Source organism: Hallella multisaccharivorax DSM 17128, from assembly GCF_000218235.1.
Lineage (GTDB): Bacteria > Bacteroidota > Bacteroidia > Bacteroidales > Bacteroidaceae > Prevotella > Prevotella multisaccharivorax.
On the sequence record NZ_GL945017.1, the window covers coordinates 2866422 to 2881253 of the forward strand.

14 protein-coding genes are annotated in these 14832 nt (G+C 34.6%); 4 read left to right on the forward strand and 10 right to left on the reverse strand.

Annotation, left to right across the window (positions count from 1 at the left end):
• Window positions 1-417, forward strand: a 417-nt coding sequence (locus tag PREMU_RS12180; protein ID WP_040558418.1) for a group II intron maturase-specific domain-containing protein, incomplete at its 5' end; no start/stop codon positions are given.
• A gap of 206 nt (window positions 418-623) precedes the next feature.
• Here the strand turns inward: PREMU_RS12180 and PREMU_RS12185 are convergent.
• Genes PREMU_RS12185 through PREMU_RS12200 form a run of 4 tightly spaced genes read right to left on the reverse strand, consistent with a single transcriptional unit; the run spans window position 624 to window position 5546 of the window.
• Window positions 624-1097, reverse strand: a complete 474-nt coding sequence (locus PREMU_RS12185; RefSeq protein WP_007575727.1) for a hypothetical protein — start codon at window positions 1095-1097, stop codon at window positions 624-626.
• Window position 1098: 1 nt separating this feature from the next.
• Entirely contained in the window at window positions 1099-3276 is a 2178-nt protein-coding gene (locus PREMU_RS12190; RefSeq protein WP_007575728.1) for a peptidase domain-containing ABC transporter, read from the reverse strand.
• A gap of 3 nt (window positions 3277-3279) precedes the next feature.
• On the reverse strand, window positions 3280-4338 hold the full coding sequence (locus tag PREMU_RS12195; protein WP_007575729.1) for a hypothetical protein: 1059 nt from the start codon (window positions 4336-4338) through the stop codon (window positions 3280-3282).
• The gene (locus tag PREMU_RS12200; RefSeq protein ID WP_007575730.1) at window positions 4329-5546 is read right to left on the reverse strand and encodes a hypothetical protein; all 1218 of its coding nucleotides are present in this window, start codon (window positions 5544-5546) and stop codon (window positions 4329-4331) included. The genes PREMU_RS12195 and PREMU_RS12200 overlap by 10 nt, the downstream gene beginning before the upstream one ends.
• Before the next feature lie 326 nt (window positions 5547-5872).
• On the opposite strand from PREMU_RS12200, the gene PREMU_RS12205 reads away from it, so the two are divergent.
• A complete protein-coding gene (locus tag PREMU_RS12205; RefSeq protein WP_007575731.1) occupies window positions 5873-6823 on the forward strand; it encodes an IS1595-like element ISPrmu1 family transposase in 951 nt (316 codons plus the stop codon).
• Here PREMU_RS12205 and PREMU_RS12210 read toward each other — a convergent pair.
• The 6 genes from PREMU_RS12210 to PREMU_RS14285 all read right to left on the reverse strand — a co-directional run bounded on the left by PREMU_RS12210 (window position 6817) and on the right by PREMU_RS14285 (window position 12764).
• The gene (locus tag PREMU_RS12210) at window positions 6817-7878 is read right to left on the reverse strand and encodes a radical SAM peptide maturase (protein ID WP_223918613.1); all 1062 of its coding nucleotides are present in this window, start codon (window positions 7876-7878) and stop codon (window positions 6817-6819) included. The two genes, PREMU_RS12205 and PREMU_RS12210, sit on opposite strands and share 7 nt — an antisense overlap.
• Window position 7879: 1 nt before the next feature.
• On the reverse strand, window positions 7880-8719 hold the full coding sequence (locus PREMU_RS12215; RefSeq protein ID WP_007575732.1) for a GLPGLI family protein: 840 nt from the start codon (window positions 8717-8719) through the stop codon (window positions 7880-7882).
• An 87-nt stretch (window positions 8720-8806) separates the two neighbouring features.
• Window positions 8807-9043, reverse strand: a complete 237-nt coding sequence (locus PREMU_RS14705) for a TIGR04149 family rSAM-modified RiPP (protein WP_223918612.1) — start codon at window positions 9041-9043, stop codon at window positions 8807-8809.
• Window positions 9044-9103: 60 nt separating this feature from the next.
• A complete protein-coding gene (locus PREMU_RS12220; RefSeq protein WP_007575735.1) occupies window positions 9104-11734 on the reverse strand; it encodes a TonB-dependent receptor in 2631 nt (876 codons plus the stop codon).
• Between the two features lie 143 nt (window positions 11735-11877).
• Window positions 11878-12300 carry a transposase gene (locus PREMU_RS12225; RefSeq protein WP_050796435.1) on the reverse strand — a complete coding sequence of 141 codons (423 nt, stop codon included), beginning with the start codon at window positions 12298-12300 and terminating at the stop codon, window positions 11878-11880.
• Window positions 12300-12764: a transposase gene (locus PREMU_RS14285; RefSeq protein ID WP_050796436.1), complete on the reverse strand. Its 465-nt coding sequence runs from the start codon at window positions 12762-12764 to the stop codon at window positions 12300-12302. Before PREMU_RS14285 ends, PREMU_RS12225 begins: the two co-directional genes overlap by 1 nt.
• Window positions 12765-13104: 340 nt before the next feature.
• On the opposite strand from PREMU_RS14285, the gene PREMU_RS12235 reads away from it, so the two are divergent.
• Window positions 13105-13389: a hypothetical protein gene (locus tag PREMU_RS12235; RefSeq protein ID WP_007575737.1), complete on the forward strand. Its 285-nt coding sequence runs from the start codon at window positions 13105-13107 to the stop codon at window positions 13387-13389.
• A gap of 60 nt (window positions 13390-13449) precedes the next feature.
• A complete protein-coding gene (locus PREMU_RS12240) occupies window positions 13450-14787 on the forward strand; it encodes a radical SAM/SPASM domain-containing protein (RefSeq protein ID WP_007575739.1) in 1338 nt (445 codons plus the stop codon).
• The last annotated feature ends 45 nt before the right edge of the window (window positions 14788-14832 follow it).

Below are 14832 nucleotides of genomic sequence, written 5' to 3' on the forward strand. Positions count from 1 at the left end.
TTGAAAGAACTGACAAGTCGCAGCAATGGATGGGGATATGCCCAGAGAAAGCAAAAGCTGAAAGAATACGCAAGAGGGTGGGTTGGCTATTATCACCTTGCCAATATGAAGCGTCTCTTGCTTGAAACAGACGAATGGTTAAGACGTAGAATACGCATGTGTATATGGAAAGCTTGGAAGAAAGTCAAGACAAAAGTGGCAAACCTCATTAGATGTGGTATTAATAAATACCAAGCATACGAATGGGGTAATACTCGTAAGGGTTATTGGCATATAGCTAATAGTCCTATTTTAGCAACTGCAATAAGTAACAACAATCTACGTGCAGCAGGGTATGCTACTTTAATGGGGACGTATCTCGAATGGCACCCCAAAATAGGAACCGCCGTATGCGGGACCGCATGTACGGTGGTGTGAGAGGTCGGAAAACGAAAGTAGGAAGAAAACTACTTCGTTTTCCTCCTACTCGATTTTCACGGCCATCAGGGGTCGTTATCTTGGCATAAAACCGTATTTTTGACTTTCCCATGTCTTTTATGACTTTATAATTTTTAGTTATAACGGAAAAAGTGGGGAATTATTTGCTCAGTCAGAAATCAATTTTTCAACCGTACAGGTCGAAATTATTTATGAATTATATTAGATGTCTTTAAAGTTGCAAATATTGCACTAAAATAAGATTGCTCTTTTGAAAAGACCAAATAGTAACTATCTGCAACAATATTTTGTCTATTCTCTATTCTTACCATAATAATAAATTTATTATGATATTTTAAAATAGAAATAATGTCTCCTTTTAGAGGTTGGCTATAGTCGATACTACATACGGCAACTTTTTTTTGTTTGCTCACCCATTGGGGTAACTGCTGTTGGGTGTATACCGTTATTGTTCTTAAATTATTCTGCTGGGTTTCGTAACATTTATATGGATGTATAACATATTTGGTAACCGTTGTTCTTGACAAATATAAAAACATTGTAAAGGATGGAAATACAATCACAATGGGCAATCCCCATCTTATAAGTGGGTTAAATGGTTCACTTAAAAGAGCTTCAAGGTTGGTACTCTTCTTGTCGCTGATGTTTTTTTCACTCATTTTACAAACTTAATTGGTTACGAATTAAGTCATAGTATTTGCCTTGTTTAGAAATAAGAACAGAATGTTTGCCTTGTTCTATTATTCTACCATTTTCCATTACAATAATGTTATCAGCGTTTTGTATGGTACTTAATCTATGTGCTATAATTAGTGCTGTTTTACCGTGTAAGAAACTTCTCATTCTTTCCATAATTTCTGATTCATTAGTCGCATCCAACGAATTTGTAGCTTCATCCATTAATATATAATTAGGATTTTTGTATAGTGCACGAGCGATTAATATTCGTTGCTTCTGTCCCATACTAAGCCCCAAACCATCTCCTCCGATAATCGTATTGAATCCCATAGGTAATGCTTTCACATATTCCAATATATTTGCAGTATGGGCACATTCAATTAATCTTTCTTGATTTATACAATCAACGCCTGGTGCAATGTTTGCTGCAATTGTGTCTGAAAATATATAACCTTCTTGCATTACAACACCACAGTTTTTCCTCCATTCTCTTATATCATATTTACTTAAACTCTGATTACCAATGAAGATATCACCTTTTTCTGGAGTGTAAAACCCTAATAACAATTTTAACAATGTCGTTTTTCCACTTCCACTTAAACCAACAATAGCAGTCGTTTTTCCTTTGGGAATTCGTAAAGAAATATCTTCTATAGTGTACTTTGTTGAAAGTTTATCATATCGAAAATACACATTATGTATGGTAATGGAGTCATTCGGAATATTCGTTATTAATCTTGAAGTATTATGGACTTCTTCTTCTATTTCATAAACATCATTAATTCTTTCAAGACTGAGTTTCGCATCTTGATATTTTCGTACAAATTGAATTAATTGCTCTATTGGGCTGTTAAGTTGCCCGATTATATACTGTATTGACATCATCATTCCTAATGTCATTTGTCCTTTTATTGTTAGAGAAGCTATCAGTGCCGTAATCAATGCATTCTTTAATTGCAGAAGTAAAATTGCTCTCGACTGTTGATATTGTAACAATGATAAACCACGAACTGCAATTGAATATATTTTTGCTTGAACATCTTCCCATTCCCATCTTTTTTGATTCTCGCATCCACATAACTTAATCTCCTGCATCCCCATAACCAACTGAATGATATTGCTTTGGCTGGAAGAAGTCTGCGCGAACATTTTCTTGTCAAGTATCGCACGTTTATTCATAAATAATAATATCCATCCAACATGTAACAGACTGCCAATAGCAAAAATTAGAAATATCCAAATATTGTAAATAAACACAATGACACTTAGTATAATAATATTTAGAAGAGAAAATAATATAGAAAGACTCGTTTCTGTAACAAATTCTTTTATTCTTGAATTATCACTGATTCGTTGGAGAACATCACCAATCATTTTTGAATCGAAAAAAGACATAGGAAGTTTCGTGAGTTTTATGATAAAATCAGAAATAATCATTAAATTAACCCTCATACCGATATGAAGTAAGATCCAGTTCCTAATGAATCCTATTGCAGAACTACCAAGAATTAAAAGTATTTGTGCAATTAAAACAGTCCAAATAAATCCCAAATTTTTATTCCCTATGCCATAGTCCACAATAGCTTGTGTGAAAAAAGGAAAAATAAGCAGAAGGAGTGAGCCGAAAAAAAGTCCCATTAATACCTGAAGTATTGCTCCATAATATGGTTTCATATACTGAAAAAACCAACGTATTCCACGATGTTTTTCACTATTGTCTGCGTCAAAGAATTTTTGATTTGGTTCCATGCAGAAAACTACACCAAGACCTTCTTTGTTCTGCCAACAATTCATAAACTCATTTTCGGAATATGTAAGACGGGAACCAATAGGATCTGATACAAAATAATAATTTTTCCCCAGTCTTTTTTTTACTTTATATAGTACAACATAATGTTCGTTGTTCCAATGCAGTATGCACGGCAATGGAACAGATGTTGCAATCTGATCTAATTTTATTTTAGCACATATAGTATCAAACCCCATTAACTTAGCGGCACGATCAAGACCTAAAATAGAGACACCACGATTGGTGGAGCAACAAAGCTCACGTATATATACTAAAGAGACATCTCTTCCATAGTATAATGCGATCATACGTAGGCATGATGGACCACAGTCCATACTATCGTATTGCGTACAATTTGGAAACCTGAACATTATTTAAATTGCTGCAATTAGGAAGTTTTTACCATCAAATCCTATGAGATGCTTTCCGTCCTCACTAACAGCTATAGCATTTATCTTACGAGTGGTTGTTAAGGTCTTATATATTTCCCCATCCCAATCTAGAATTACAATCTCCGCTCGAAATGTGTGCTGTTTGTACTTTTGCAATGCACATCGTGTACTAAATCCCCAATAAAGACAATATACATATTTCTTATTTGAAGTAATATACTTAAAATGAATAGGATTTGATTCCCATATATCACCTTCACTAATTGTTTTAGGATTAAAAGTGTTCAATCCTTTCTTGAATAATTTGGTATTGCCATTGCTGAAATTAAAGAATTCTACAGCAGGAAACAGCTGATATGCAAATGCGCCTTTTTGTTCTGATGGGAAACAGGTAAACATCCCATAATTTACAAACCATGATGGGTATCTTTTGTCATATATAATTTTACATAGTTCTTCTATTCTCTGCTTATTGTCTAGGGTGGTTGAACTAAAAATAGCTTGATACCCATTTTTTTCTTGTCGTCCTACAAATATATATTTTCCTTTAGATAATATGAAAGGGTATTTGACTTCAAGAACCAACTCATATGGGCACTCTGACTTTGAAGAAATTATTGCTTCACCGCTTTTATATAGGGTATCTTTTCTTACCACGTAGATATATGGATTGCTACGTTCTGTGACAAAAATATTTCCATATTCATCCCAAAATGTTATTGGAACACTAAACACATGCGTACCATTTTTACGCTTGTAGTACTCTTTTGTAAAGCGCATCGTTTGAGTATTCCAACTTATACTATAACTTTTTAATAACTGATCGCCATATCCTCCTGGAAATTCGTAGGTTATGTACAACTCATTATGTAAGAGTTTTATCTCTTGAATGTTTTTTATATGAAGAAGAGAATCTACCTTGAGTAATGACCATGTAATTGTTTGAGAGACTGTTGGCACTTTCCCACTTGCTTTTGTACAAAACAGCATAACGATATATACAAAACTGTATAATCGTTTCTTTTTATAGATTAACCACATATTTGAGTATTATTTGATAAAATTTCATAAGAAGAAATGGGAGGACAAATATATCGTAATGGGCAATCCTTGCAGTTTGTCATATCTCTGGTTAATCTCCAAGAATGATTCTGCTTGAGCTCATTTACAACAATGTCCGTCCACGAAAAATCAGCAGATGTTACATTACCAATTATATGTTGAGATCCATAAGCACGTATGTTACATTGGGGGTCAACATCAACAATCCCAAAGAAATTAGAATTAAGTTTTTGATTTCTAAAAATATCATTAAAACACACTTTCTGTTCAAAGACGCCTTCTTCCTTTTCTCGCCTTATCCGTATATTATTATCTTCCTTATTACTATCTCCAATGTATACAGGTAAGATATTGGTGTTGTCTTTGTTGGCATCTTCTCCATAATTCAAATACAGTATTCGATTTAGTAAATGTTTAACTTCCGGTTTGACTTCTGTTGAGAATTTGTCAACATAAGCAACAAGTTCTACTTCTATTGATTGAATCAATTTCAATAAAGATAAAGCAAAATCAAAATCATCAATAAAGAAATGAATTCGATATTTATAATTATATTTTGATAGGATATAAAGAAAATCTTCTTTACTATATACTGAAAAATAGTCAGAGCTACAGACTATATCAACAACTGAAACACAAGTATATTTTAAGGAATTAAGAATATGCGATAGAATCTCAGGAGATATTCTATCCATGCGCTGACTATAAGTTGGACATGGGTATTGTTTTGAGGCTGCCACTCGAAATTTTGAACATTCCGTATCACATATATTATTTATTTTGGATATACGAATGTATATTCCTGAAATAAAATTTTGCTTTGAACCTATTATTGCTAAACGGTCGTCAATACTACCTTCGCCAATTTTACTAATATCTTTCTGAAGATTCAAAATTGGTAATAATACTATCGGTTTTTGAATAGTATTTATAGGAATAAAAATTTTGTTGTTTAATGCCCATTCAACATCAACAGAATACATAGAATACAATTGATTAGATTCAATAACTCCAAGATTCTTAGGTGAGTAGATTTTTTTTACAAGTTCAATAAAACTACTATTACAAGAGATCTTGTACACACCACTCTTTGTATGATACAAAAGAATCTTATTATCTTTTATTATATCAACATACACGTTTGTTGACATAGCAACCCATTTGAAAGCTTTCAATATATAAATCATATAATCACTTCATAATTGTTCATAATGTACGAATAAGCTTCGGGATAGTTATGCAGAAATTGACCAATTTCATTCTTCATGTTCTTAGCATCTTTAGAGGACATAAAATAAGAACATATTGAGTGTGATGACTCAAGTTGGCCATTTGAGAACATGCAACTTAAGCACCCTTCGTTGTTGGCACATTTTTGACATACAGGTCTAACTCTGTTATAATATTTATAATGAATATCCGCAATCATCCAAATTAGCAAAGTTTATACAGCCTGGCCAATCCTTGGTATAAAAATTGCGGGCTTATGTTTGACTATTGGAAAGGAATGATTATGAATTTGACGGATTTCTATGAAGTTTATCCTAACGAGGAAGCTTGCGAGCAAGCTCTTAAGGAATTTCGTGAATGCCATACTCTTTATTGTCCGGTATGTGGCGGTTTGCACCTCAGTTGGAATCCGAGTCATAAGTCTTGGACATGTATGGATTGCGGTCATGAGGTTACCCTCCGTTCCGGCACAGTGATGCAAGGCAGTAATCTGCCGATTTTCGATTGGTTCGTGGCAATGTTTCTGATAGTAAGTACGAAGCGGGCCATATCCGCTTTGGAGGTACAGCGCCAGCTTGGAAGGAAACGCTACCAACCCGTCTGGGAAATGATGCATAAGCTGCGTGACGTGATGGGTAAGCGTGACAGTCTCTACAGGCTGTTTGACCAAGTGGAACTTGATGAAGGATTCTTCTCCACGGAGACGCCTGACAGTGAAAAATGGCATTCTCTCAAGCGTGGACATGGAAGCCAACGGAAGACGGCCGTGCTTGTCATGGCGGAAAGTTCTGTTCCCACAAACACACCAATGAAAAAGTACAGCACCGGGAAACGGGTCGGTCATATCAAGATGGAGGTTATACCGGACTTGAAAGCGGCTACGGAGGAAGACAAAATAAAGAATTCCATAGATGCCGGGGCTAATGCTACCACAGATGCCACGAAGTCTTACGCGGCACTTACAGCGAACAAAATTGTCGCTAAGCATAAAGCATATAAGATGAGGGACAAGACCATGGTCGGCAAGGTGCTTCCATGGGTACACATATCCATAAGCAATGCAAAGAGGAGTATTCTTGACACGTATCATGACATCAAGGGGGACTTTCTGCAGCTCTACCTTAACGAGTTCTGCTATAAGTTCAACCGAAGATATTTCGGATTTCATCTGTTCGACAGGCTTGAGCTTTGCGCATGCACTTATAGGACGAGTTTCAAGCATAGAATCTACTGATCTGGATGATTGCGGATATTCATATATTTATTGTACTTATCTGCTATTGCCTTAAAGTCTATCGAAACAGCATTTTCATAAACAGTTCCTAAGGCATAAGTATAACTTATTCTTTCGCATGGCATAATTTGCCCAGAAACGGTTATAAAAACTTTCTTAACAAAAGGAAAGCATGTACCAGTAGGTAACTCTTTTCTACGATTTTGATTATTAAACAGGAGTTCATTATAATCCATGTAAACATATGGTGAGTGCATTAGTATATATCTTGCAGCTCGTTCAAAATACGGATGGGTAAGAAAATCATAAGAATTCTTGTTCTGAACCTTAGTTATAGCTGTACCAGACCATTTCTTTCGATGAATAGACTCAAAAAGATATTTTTCTTTAGGATTGACACCCTCGGGATTAATTTCGGAAATAGTAGGTTTCTTTCCATAACGTTGCTCAATGAAGTCAATAATTTCTTCAACTGTGGTTTTTGTACTTAAAACAGAATTAAACTCCACATTTGTATCGAAATATTTGGGATATTTATGTGACACATAATCAACTTCCGAAATTATTTTGTTAAATGCAGGCATTCCATTGTGAAAAATGCGGAGAGATGAACCTTGTTCATCACCATCAAGACTTATAAGCAACTTAAATTGCTTTTCTACCAGATAATCTATGTGCTTAGACAATAATATTGCGTTTGTTGTCATTGAGTAGATAAATTTTTTCTTATACCCATAAAGATTGCTTTCTATGTAGGCAATTATCCGCTTTATGGATTCGATGTTAAGCAAAGGTTCTCCTCCATAAAAACTGATAGTGATATAGCTATCGCCTTGAGTATCATTCCCCAAGACCCATAAATTCTTAAGATATTCCAAAAAACATATAGCCTTAGCTATTGGAAGATCTCTATTTTTTCTTTCGCCTCTATTGGAATATAGTTTTCCATATCCACAATATATGCATGACAAATTACATCGTTCCGTAATTTCAAAGGTAATTTGCGGTGTATTCGCCAAATACTCTAAAATATTGTCTGCAGATAACTCTACCATTTTATTTTAATTCTATGGGTTGATATACTTCCTGTTGGTTATTTTGTGATGGCGCACCAAAACTCCCATCACTGCGCCTTACCATCATTTTTGTTCCAACGGACTGTAAAAATGATATAGGTGAAGACATCATCTTATCAATTGTGCGTTTTGCTGACCTTTCTGTGCAATTTTGCTCCTTGTCGTATTTATATTTATAAATGGGCGAATGAACCTTATTCATTTTATATAACTCCCATATGAACAAGCCACTCTCCTCTTCAATTTTTATAATTAACCCCGGCAGACCCCAAAATTTAAATGGTCCATAGGAAATAGGGATATCCAATGCATACCATGCAGTGTAGTTTCTTCCTGCATAATTAATTCGTGCTCTATTACACAAATAGTTAGATAAACGTATTGTATCATCGGGCATAAACTGCCATTCGGGTGTTATCCAATGAGAATCATAGCAAAGTACACCTGCATTTAACATCAGACGATATTTCTCTTCTCGCAAATGATTTTCCACATCACTATATAATTCACAAGGATATGTTTGTGTGGGAATGTTTTGTGTTTGCAGACCTTTTTTAGTACGCTCTGTTGCAAGTGAATCATAATGGAATACAATTTGACTAAAGTCCTTTACAATATGATTTCCAATCTGTATTTTTCTTATGTCCTCTGTAAAATCTTTTTGTCCTGCAAGATTCTTAAATTTAAATGAATATAGGAGTTCTATATATGCAGTATCTACACAAAGTTTCTTATCCAATATTTGTGGCGCAGGTGGAAACTGTGCATAGACAAGCTTGGATATAAGGCAAATTATTATTAATAATAATCCTTTTTTCATTTTATTTTCAGTTAAGGGTTCAGTAATCTTTAAGTGATTGTCGAACCCAAAGGGGTAATTTGTTGTGATTATTCACAAACCTCAAAATTAGGCTCTTCTGTAGCTGCATGCGAAGCAGTCACAACCACCTCGTCTAAGAAGTATGTCATTCCTGACATAGTTGCTCCCTTCGAGTTGAGGTTTCCAGGCGTGGTTTGCAGAACCATTGTCCATAGTGGAATTACTTCTGCATGCGCATCCACAGACATTACCTCCAGAAAGGGATCTCATCTCCCTCTCATTCATAGCACTTCGTGCTAAAGACTGGAATTTTGGTACATCCATTGTTTAAGAATTAAAATTGTTAATAATATATGGAAAATATACACCGAAGTGTATTGCTTATTATAATATTCTATATCTTACACGAAATATGAATGTGCGTGGACGAATGGGGTAAAATGTCATATTTTCACGTAAATCGGATGATGTTGAGTTCACATACATTTTGCGATTGAAGATGTTATCAAAAGCCAATGAAAAATACCAACGCCTAATCATGTAATTTATATCTATATCACCAAGAAAGAAAGATTTATCCTTACTATTAAGACTGTTGTAATAGTGAACGGCTTTCATTCTGAGGTTTATACCTTTTGGTAAATAAAAACCCGCAGTAAAATTACTACTTAGGGTTTTAATGGTGGGTATAGAACTTCCAAATTGCATTTTTGACTTAGAAATGTAAAGTCCACTTGAATAGGCTACTGACACCCAGTTAAACGGACTACTGTTAAGAGAGAGATTCGTAGCATATGAATTTCCGGAATACCGCAAAATCTGTTCTTGCTGAAGCAATGGACTATCAAAATGCGTGTATTTCGCTTCTACAGTTAATTTTGTTTTTCTCCAGTCGAATCCCTTACTACTTCGCAAAATGACCGAATACGAGTTTGAGACATCGTCTGTTGACCTACTTGTTATTTTTTCTGACATACCATCATAAGTTGTTCCATATAATACATCTGGATGATAGTTAACCCATGTCAAATCAATCCCCGCAAACCACATAGAAACAATGTTCTTGTAGTTGTAGGTAAGGTTTGTCATATTAATTTGGGCATAAAATAGGTCGTTACTTTCATAAATTGAGAGTTGTCTATAATTGGTCAAAATATAATTTCCATAAAGTGTTTCAATAGAAGGATTGGCATAATTCATACCAAATCCAAACTTCAGTTCATTAAAACCATTGATTACATACCTGATAGAAAGACTTGGCTCTGTTACAATTTTTTGTTTTAGAGATGACAGACCAATCTGTAAATCTCTTAAACTATATAAACGGTATGCTCCAGATAGAAAAAAATCAAAATAGGTTTTCCCAAATTTATAATTAGCCGTAAATCCCATACCAACGTTTGTCGTATTCAATGAAATATTATTTTGATATTGTTGCAGTGAGCTACTCAATTTGTCAACAGAAAAATTAAACAGGACGAATGGATGGACTGTCAAATGTCCCAAAACTAAAACGGATAATAAATCCAATTTGTTTTCAGTTGAAATATTCGAACGGTTTATTTGCTGGAACATGTAATCATCTGATAATATCTCTGAAAAGAAATTTGATGAAACGGACAAATGATGTGGTCGATTTTCGAAATTAATTTTTGAAAAAAAATCTATTCCGCGATTATTACTTGTACGATAGGTAAAATGAAGCGTGTTTTGAAGCGCATAGTTATTCATCTTACTGAATTGACTAACTTTATCTCCTATTTTAACATCGCTATGACCATTTGTTGAAGTCCATTCTGATTTTAGCTGTTCTTTTACATAATAGTGATTATTGTTAAGCACATAGGTAATGGTACCAAAGCCAATATGTTTATGTTGTAATCCATCAATGCTTTCATTAATAATATTTTGTTTCCCATTGGCTAAATAGGTGGTTGAGATTGCCTGAAGATACCTCTTATCTCTATCATTCAAAAAAGCAATATTCAATCCTAATTCACCATTTGAACCAATCCGACTTACATGATTAAAAGTAGCTGTATGTGATTGATTAAAATAATAATAACGTTTTCCGATGCCAGGAGTACTAGGCATTGTCATTTCTGATAAAGCTGTCGTTTTATACCTTGTTCCACTTTCGTCAAATGATCTTAATTCTATTTCCAAATCATTTCCCGAATTATTTCCCTTATAGGTAGCCAACAATTGGCTGTTGCGCTTAAAATAAGTAGCGACTAACTCATTATCCCATAGGACTTTATTTTCTAATCCTGCACCTAACGTAGCAATGAGATTAAAAATTTCTTTTACCCCACTTTTGAGTTTTAGGTTGATGGAAGCCCGTTCTTCAGGTTTCAAATCTTTCAGAGCCTTAATATCTTGGTGATTTTCTAGCACTTGTACTGTACTAATGCTATTAGGGTCTATATTGTTGGTTGCAATCCCATATCTACCTTTCATCAAATCCAATCCCTCTATATAGAAGTTCTTGATAGGCATTCCTTTATAAGAGATTTGACCGATATTAGAAACAGTTATGCCAGGTAGCCGTTGAAGAACTTGCCCAATTGACAAATCATTTGCATGTTGGAATGCAGAAACACTATAATTGATAGTGTCTCCATTTGCATATACTTTCGGAGACTTTACTACAATATCTTCCAATTGATTAACACGTTCTTGAACAATCACGTCTATTTTTTGCGATGTATTCTTGCACAAAATTGTTAAAGGTTCAATGTTAATATGTGTAACATGCAATGCTATACTATCGTCTGGTACAGATAGTGCAATTTGAAATTCGCCTTTTGAGTTAGATTGTCCAGCAGCAAGAATACGATTTTTTTGTTTAGCCTTGGAGAAAAAAATAGTGGAATGTGGCACGAAGTCACCCGATTCCGTTTTAACTACTCCTGTTATAAGAGTAGTCTTTGTTTGTCCTTGTACCTCAAAACATGAGCGGAGAAGAAACAGCAGTATAAATGTTGTAAACTTCTTAATATTATCTTTATTCATAACTCAAAGTTTATCTGACGGACGATGTTCTTTTGACTATCATGCTGCAAATATACAAATATATATTGTTTAAAATAAGAAAATTTCAATTTTTTATTTCAAAAATTTGATTCTTCCGCTTTTTAGGTTGATAAGGTTGGTGATCATCCTACATCGACGGTCTCGTCCTTTAACCCTAATAACAGCAGATCGAAGTATTCATTATCCCTATAGCCATACCCTTTTCTTTTTAGAACCTTTATTTTGTTATTTGTTCCTTCTAACACTGCATTGGTAACTCTGCAATCATACCAAGCTAGTATTCCAGTCCGTTTAGCCATCAGTGTATTTGCGACTTTTACCATTGCTGGAAGTTTTGTCTCTTTAGCTCTTGCGCACCAATATTCCGATTGTTTTTCAGCTTCATCTTTGTTCTCCTGCGTCCAAATTTGTCCGATATCTTCTTTTAGATAATAGGCTTTAAACAAAGGCTCGTTAGTTCGTAGAATACTATCAAATCTCTTCTTTGAATCTTCATCAAATTTGTCTAACGATTTCGATAAAAGCATCCATCGTGTACCTTTCATTAGTGTCCACTGAAAAAAATCAAGCAGTCCTTGAGGACTACAAGATCCATTGGTATGCTTAATTCGAAATGAAGAAGATGAAGCCAAAATACGAGTTTTCTGAAAATTGCGAGACAAAGTTCCCTAAGGAACTTCATCACGTTTTTGACAAAGAAACACATTCTTGTCCAGCATCTTGCTGTGTCCGGAAGCTTGGCTCGTATGTTGTCGGCTCTGTATATTCTCTTGCCGGTACCGAAGGAGCATTCGATTTCGTTCCTATCCCCTATGGTCTTGGCCATGTCCGTGTAATATTCCGGAGGATGTTCTTCTTTGAGCGGCCTCCCAAGAGGCTTGCTGTATGTTCTGATTTCCATATCCTTCAGAGGTTTCCTGTTTGCTGTATTCATATATATCTTGTCAGCAAGAAGAGTTGCAGGAAGATAGCCGAAGCGCTTCCTATAAAGCTCGAGCTGAAGTTTCATATCAGTGTATTCGTTGTATGCTTCCCAACTGTGATGATCGATAAAGGTATAGCCCTCGCAGATGCTTGCACCAATTTTGCGCCAAACTCGACTTTGTCATGCCTAAAAAGACTGAGTTGTTACTCGTCACGGATTAAATAGTTATACAGTGTTAAATTTGTATTAAAAAGTCAAGAACATTTGGTGGTGTACAAATAATATCTTAATTTTGAAACGCTAAGAAAGTAAATGTCTCTATCATATCATATGAGATCTATCCTGTAAAGTTTACTTTAATTATACGAGGTTCACATTTCCGCCACCAATAAATGTATAAAGAACGATATAAAGTAATTGTATTATGAAGAAATTAAATTTAAAAACTGTAATTCAGGGAGTTGAACTTATCGACTCTAATATGATGCAAACGCTTCAAGGAGGATATACTCCTATGATTGATTGTTGTTGTGGTTCTGCGAATAGCAATGAAGAACAGCAGCCAGGGAGTGATTGTACATGTGGTTCTGCGAACAACAACAAAGCTGTAGGACAGGATTGTACCTGCGGCTTAGCAAACAGCAATCTTGTCAAAACTAATCCGATGACCTCCACTGCTCCTGCTCAAAAAAAACTACAGTTCGGATGACTAACATGTATCCTTGAAACAACATGCTTGTTGGTTCAAGGATATTTCTAAATAAAGATTATGGATAAATTTTATGTTTCGAGATTCTGTAAGATTTTATCTGTAAAAGGCTTTCACAATGCTTTTTTGTACATTTCAACAAATAATTCTCTTCATAAAATTAGCAACGATTTAGCAGCGCTATTATTGGATTGTACTAATAACCCAGACAAAATTATTGATATGCCTAAAGATGTAATAGACAATTTACAGTCTTTAGGGGCTATCACGACTCTTAATAAAGAAGAAGATTACCTTCGTAGAATAAAGATGGACTATTTGTTAGAAAGTTTTTCTAACAGCAAGTTGATTCTAACATTAGCGCCAACAAGTCAATGCAATTTTAATTGTCCCTATTGCTTTGAAGAGAATAAGCCCATTTGTAAGATGTCTGAACAAACCATATCAAACATTGTAAAGTTTATTGCTAAATATGAAAATCTTAAGCAGTTATACTTGACATGGTATGGTGGAGAGCCTTTATTAGCTTTAAATATCATACAAGATATTTTATACAAGATTAGGAGTAATTTTCCTAATTCGCAAATTGCCCATCACTTTCTTGTTACAAATGGATATCTTATAAATGAAAAAGTAATTGATCTTTTTAGAACATTCCCTCTAGATTCAATTCAAATCACATTGGATGGAATACGGTCAAGGCACAACAGACTGAGAAAACTAAAAAGGAATAATAGTGGAACGTACGATCGTATTATAAGGAATATTGGCATCGTCCTTGAAGCTCTTCCTAATACAAATATATCAATTAGGGTTAATTTAGATAAAGACAATGTTAATGATTTTCCTACTATTAGAAAAAAAATAATTGAAAAGTGGGGTAAGCACCATAATCTATTCGTATACCCAGGTATCTTAAGAATTGAGGATAAGGAAAATCGGTGCATGGGATGCCAGTCGCTATTACATTCTGACATACGGGAGTTGTTTTATAATCTTGGTGATTCTGTAAATTTCTATCCAATTCTACAAGGAAAAGGTTGTTCAGCTACACATCTAAATTCTTTTCTTATTGGACCACGAGGAGAGATGTATAAGTGTTGGAATGAATTGGGTGACGAAAGTAAAGTAATTGGCAATGTCGCAGATAATGATTTCTCAAATAAAGAGTTAATAAGAAAGTATATGTTAGCTGCTAATTGCTTTGAGGATTCTTTGTGCAAGAAATGCTCCATTCTGCCAATATGTATGGGAGGGTGCGCATACTATCGATTAAAGAATTTGTTTGAAAATGGAAATTTCGATATCTGTTCTTTATATAAGGATCCTGGTGTGTTAGAAAAATGCATTTCGCTTCACATAGAATCTCTATGTAACTCATGTCATACGGGGATATAATGAGAAAATTTCTGATATTCTTACTCCTTAATAGTACATTGTGTG

Coding starts and splice junctions, on each gene's coding strand:
- PREMU_RS12185 (WP_007575727.1), bottom strand. CDS start 1,097: ATGAGTGAAAAAAACATCAGCGACAAGAAGAGTACCAACCTTGAAGCT.
- PREMU_RS12190 (WP_007575728.1), bottom strand. CDS start 3,276: ATGTTCAGGTTTCCAAATTGTACGCAATACGATAGTATGGACTGTGGT.
- PREMU_RS12195 (WP_007575729.1), bottom strand. CDS start 4,338: ATGTGGTTAATCTATAAAAAGAAACGATTATACAGTTTTGTATATATC.
- PREMU_RS12200 (WP_007575730.1), bottom strand. CDS start 5,546: ATGATTTATATATTGAAAGCTTTCAAATGGGTTGCTATGTCAACAAAC.
- PREMU_RS12205 (WP_007575731.1), top strand. CDS start 5,873: ATGAATTTGACGGATTTCTATGAAGTTTATCCTAACGAGGAAGCTTGC.
- PREMU_RS12210 (WP_223918613.1), bottom strand. CDS start 7,878: ATGGTAGAGTTATCTGCAGACAATATTTTAGAGTATTTGGCGAATACA.
- PREMU_RS12215 (WP_007575732.1), bottom strand. CDS start 8,719: ATGAAAAAAGGATTATTATTAATAATAATTTGCCTTATATCCAAGCTT.
- PREMU_RS14705 (WP_223918612.1), bottom strand. CDS start 9,043: ATGGATGTACCAAAATTCCAGTCTTTAGCACGAAGTGCTATGAATGAG.
- PREMU_RS12220 (WP_007575735.1), bottom strand. CDS start 11,734: ATGAATAAAGATAATATTAAGAAGTTTACAACATTTATACTGCTGTTT.
- PREMU_RS12225 (WP_050796435.1), bottom strand. CDS start 12,300: ATGAAAGGTACACGATGGATGCTTTTATCGAAATCGTTAGACAAATTT.
- PREMU_RS14285 (WP_050796436.1), bottom strand. CDS start 12,764: ATGAAACTTCAGCTCGAGCTTTATAGGAAGCGCTTCGGCTATCTTCCT.
- PREMU_RS12235 (WP_007575737.1), top strand. CDS start 13,105: ATGAAGAAATTAAATTTAAAAACTGTAATTCAGGGAGTTGAACTTATC.
- PREMU_RS12240 (WP_007575739.1), top strand. CDS start 13,450: ATGGATAAATTTTATGTTTCGAGATTCTGTAAGATTTTATCTGTAAAA.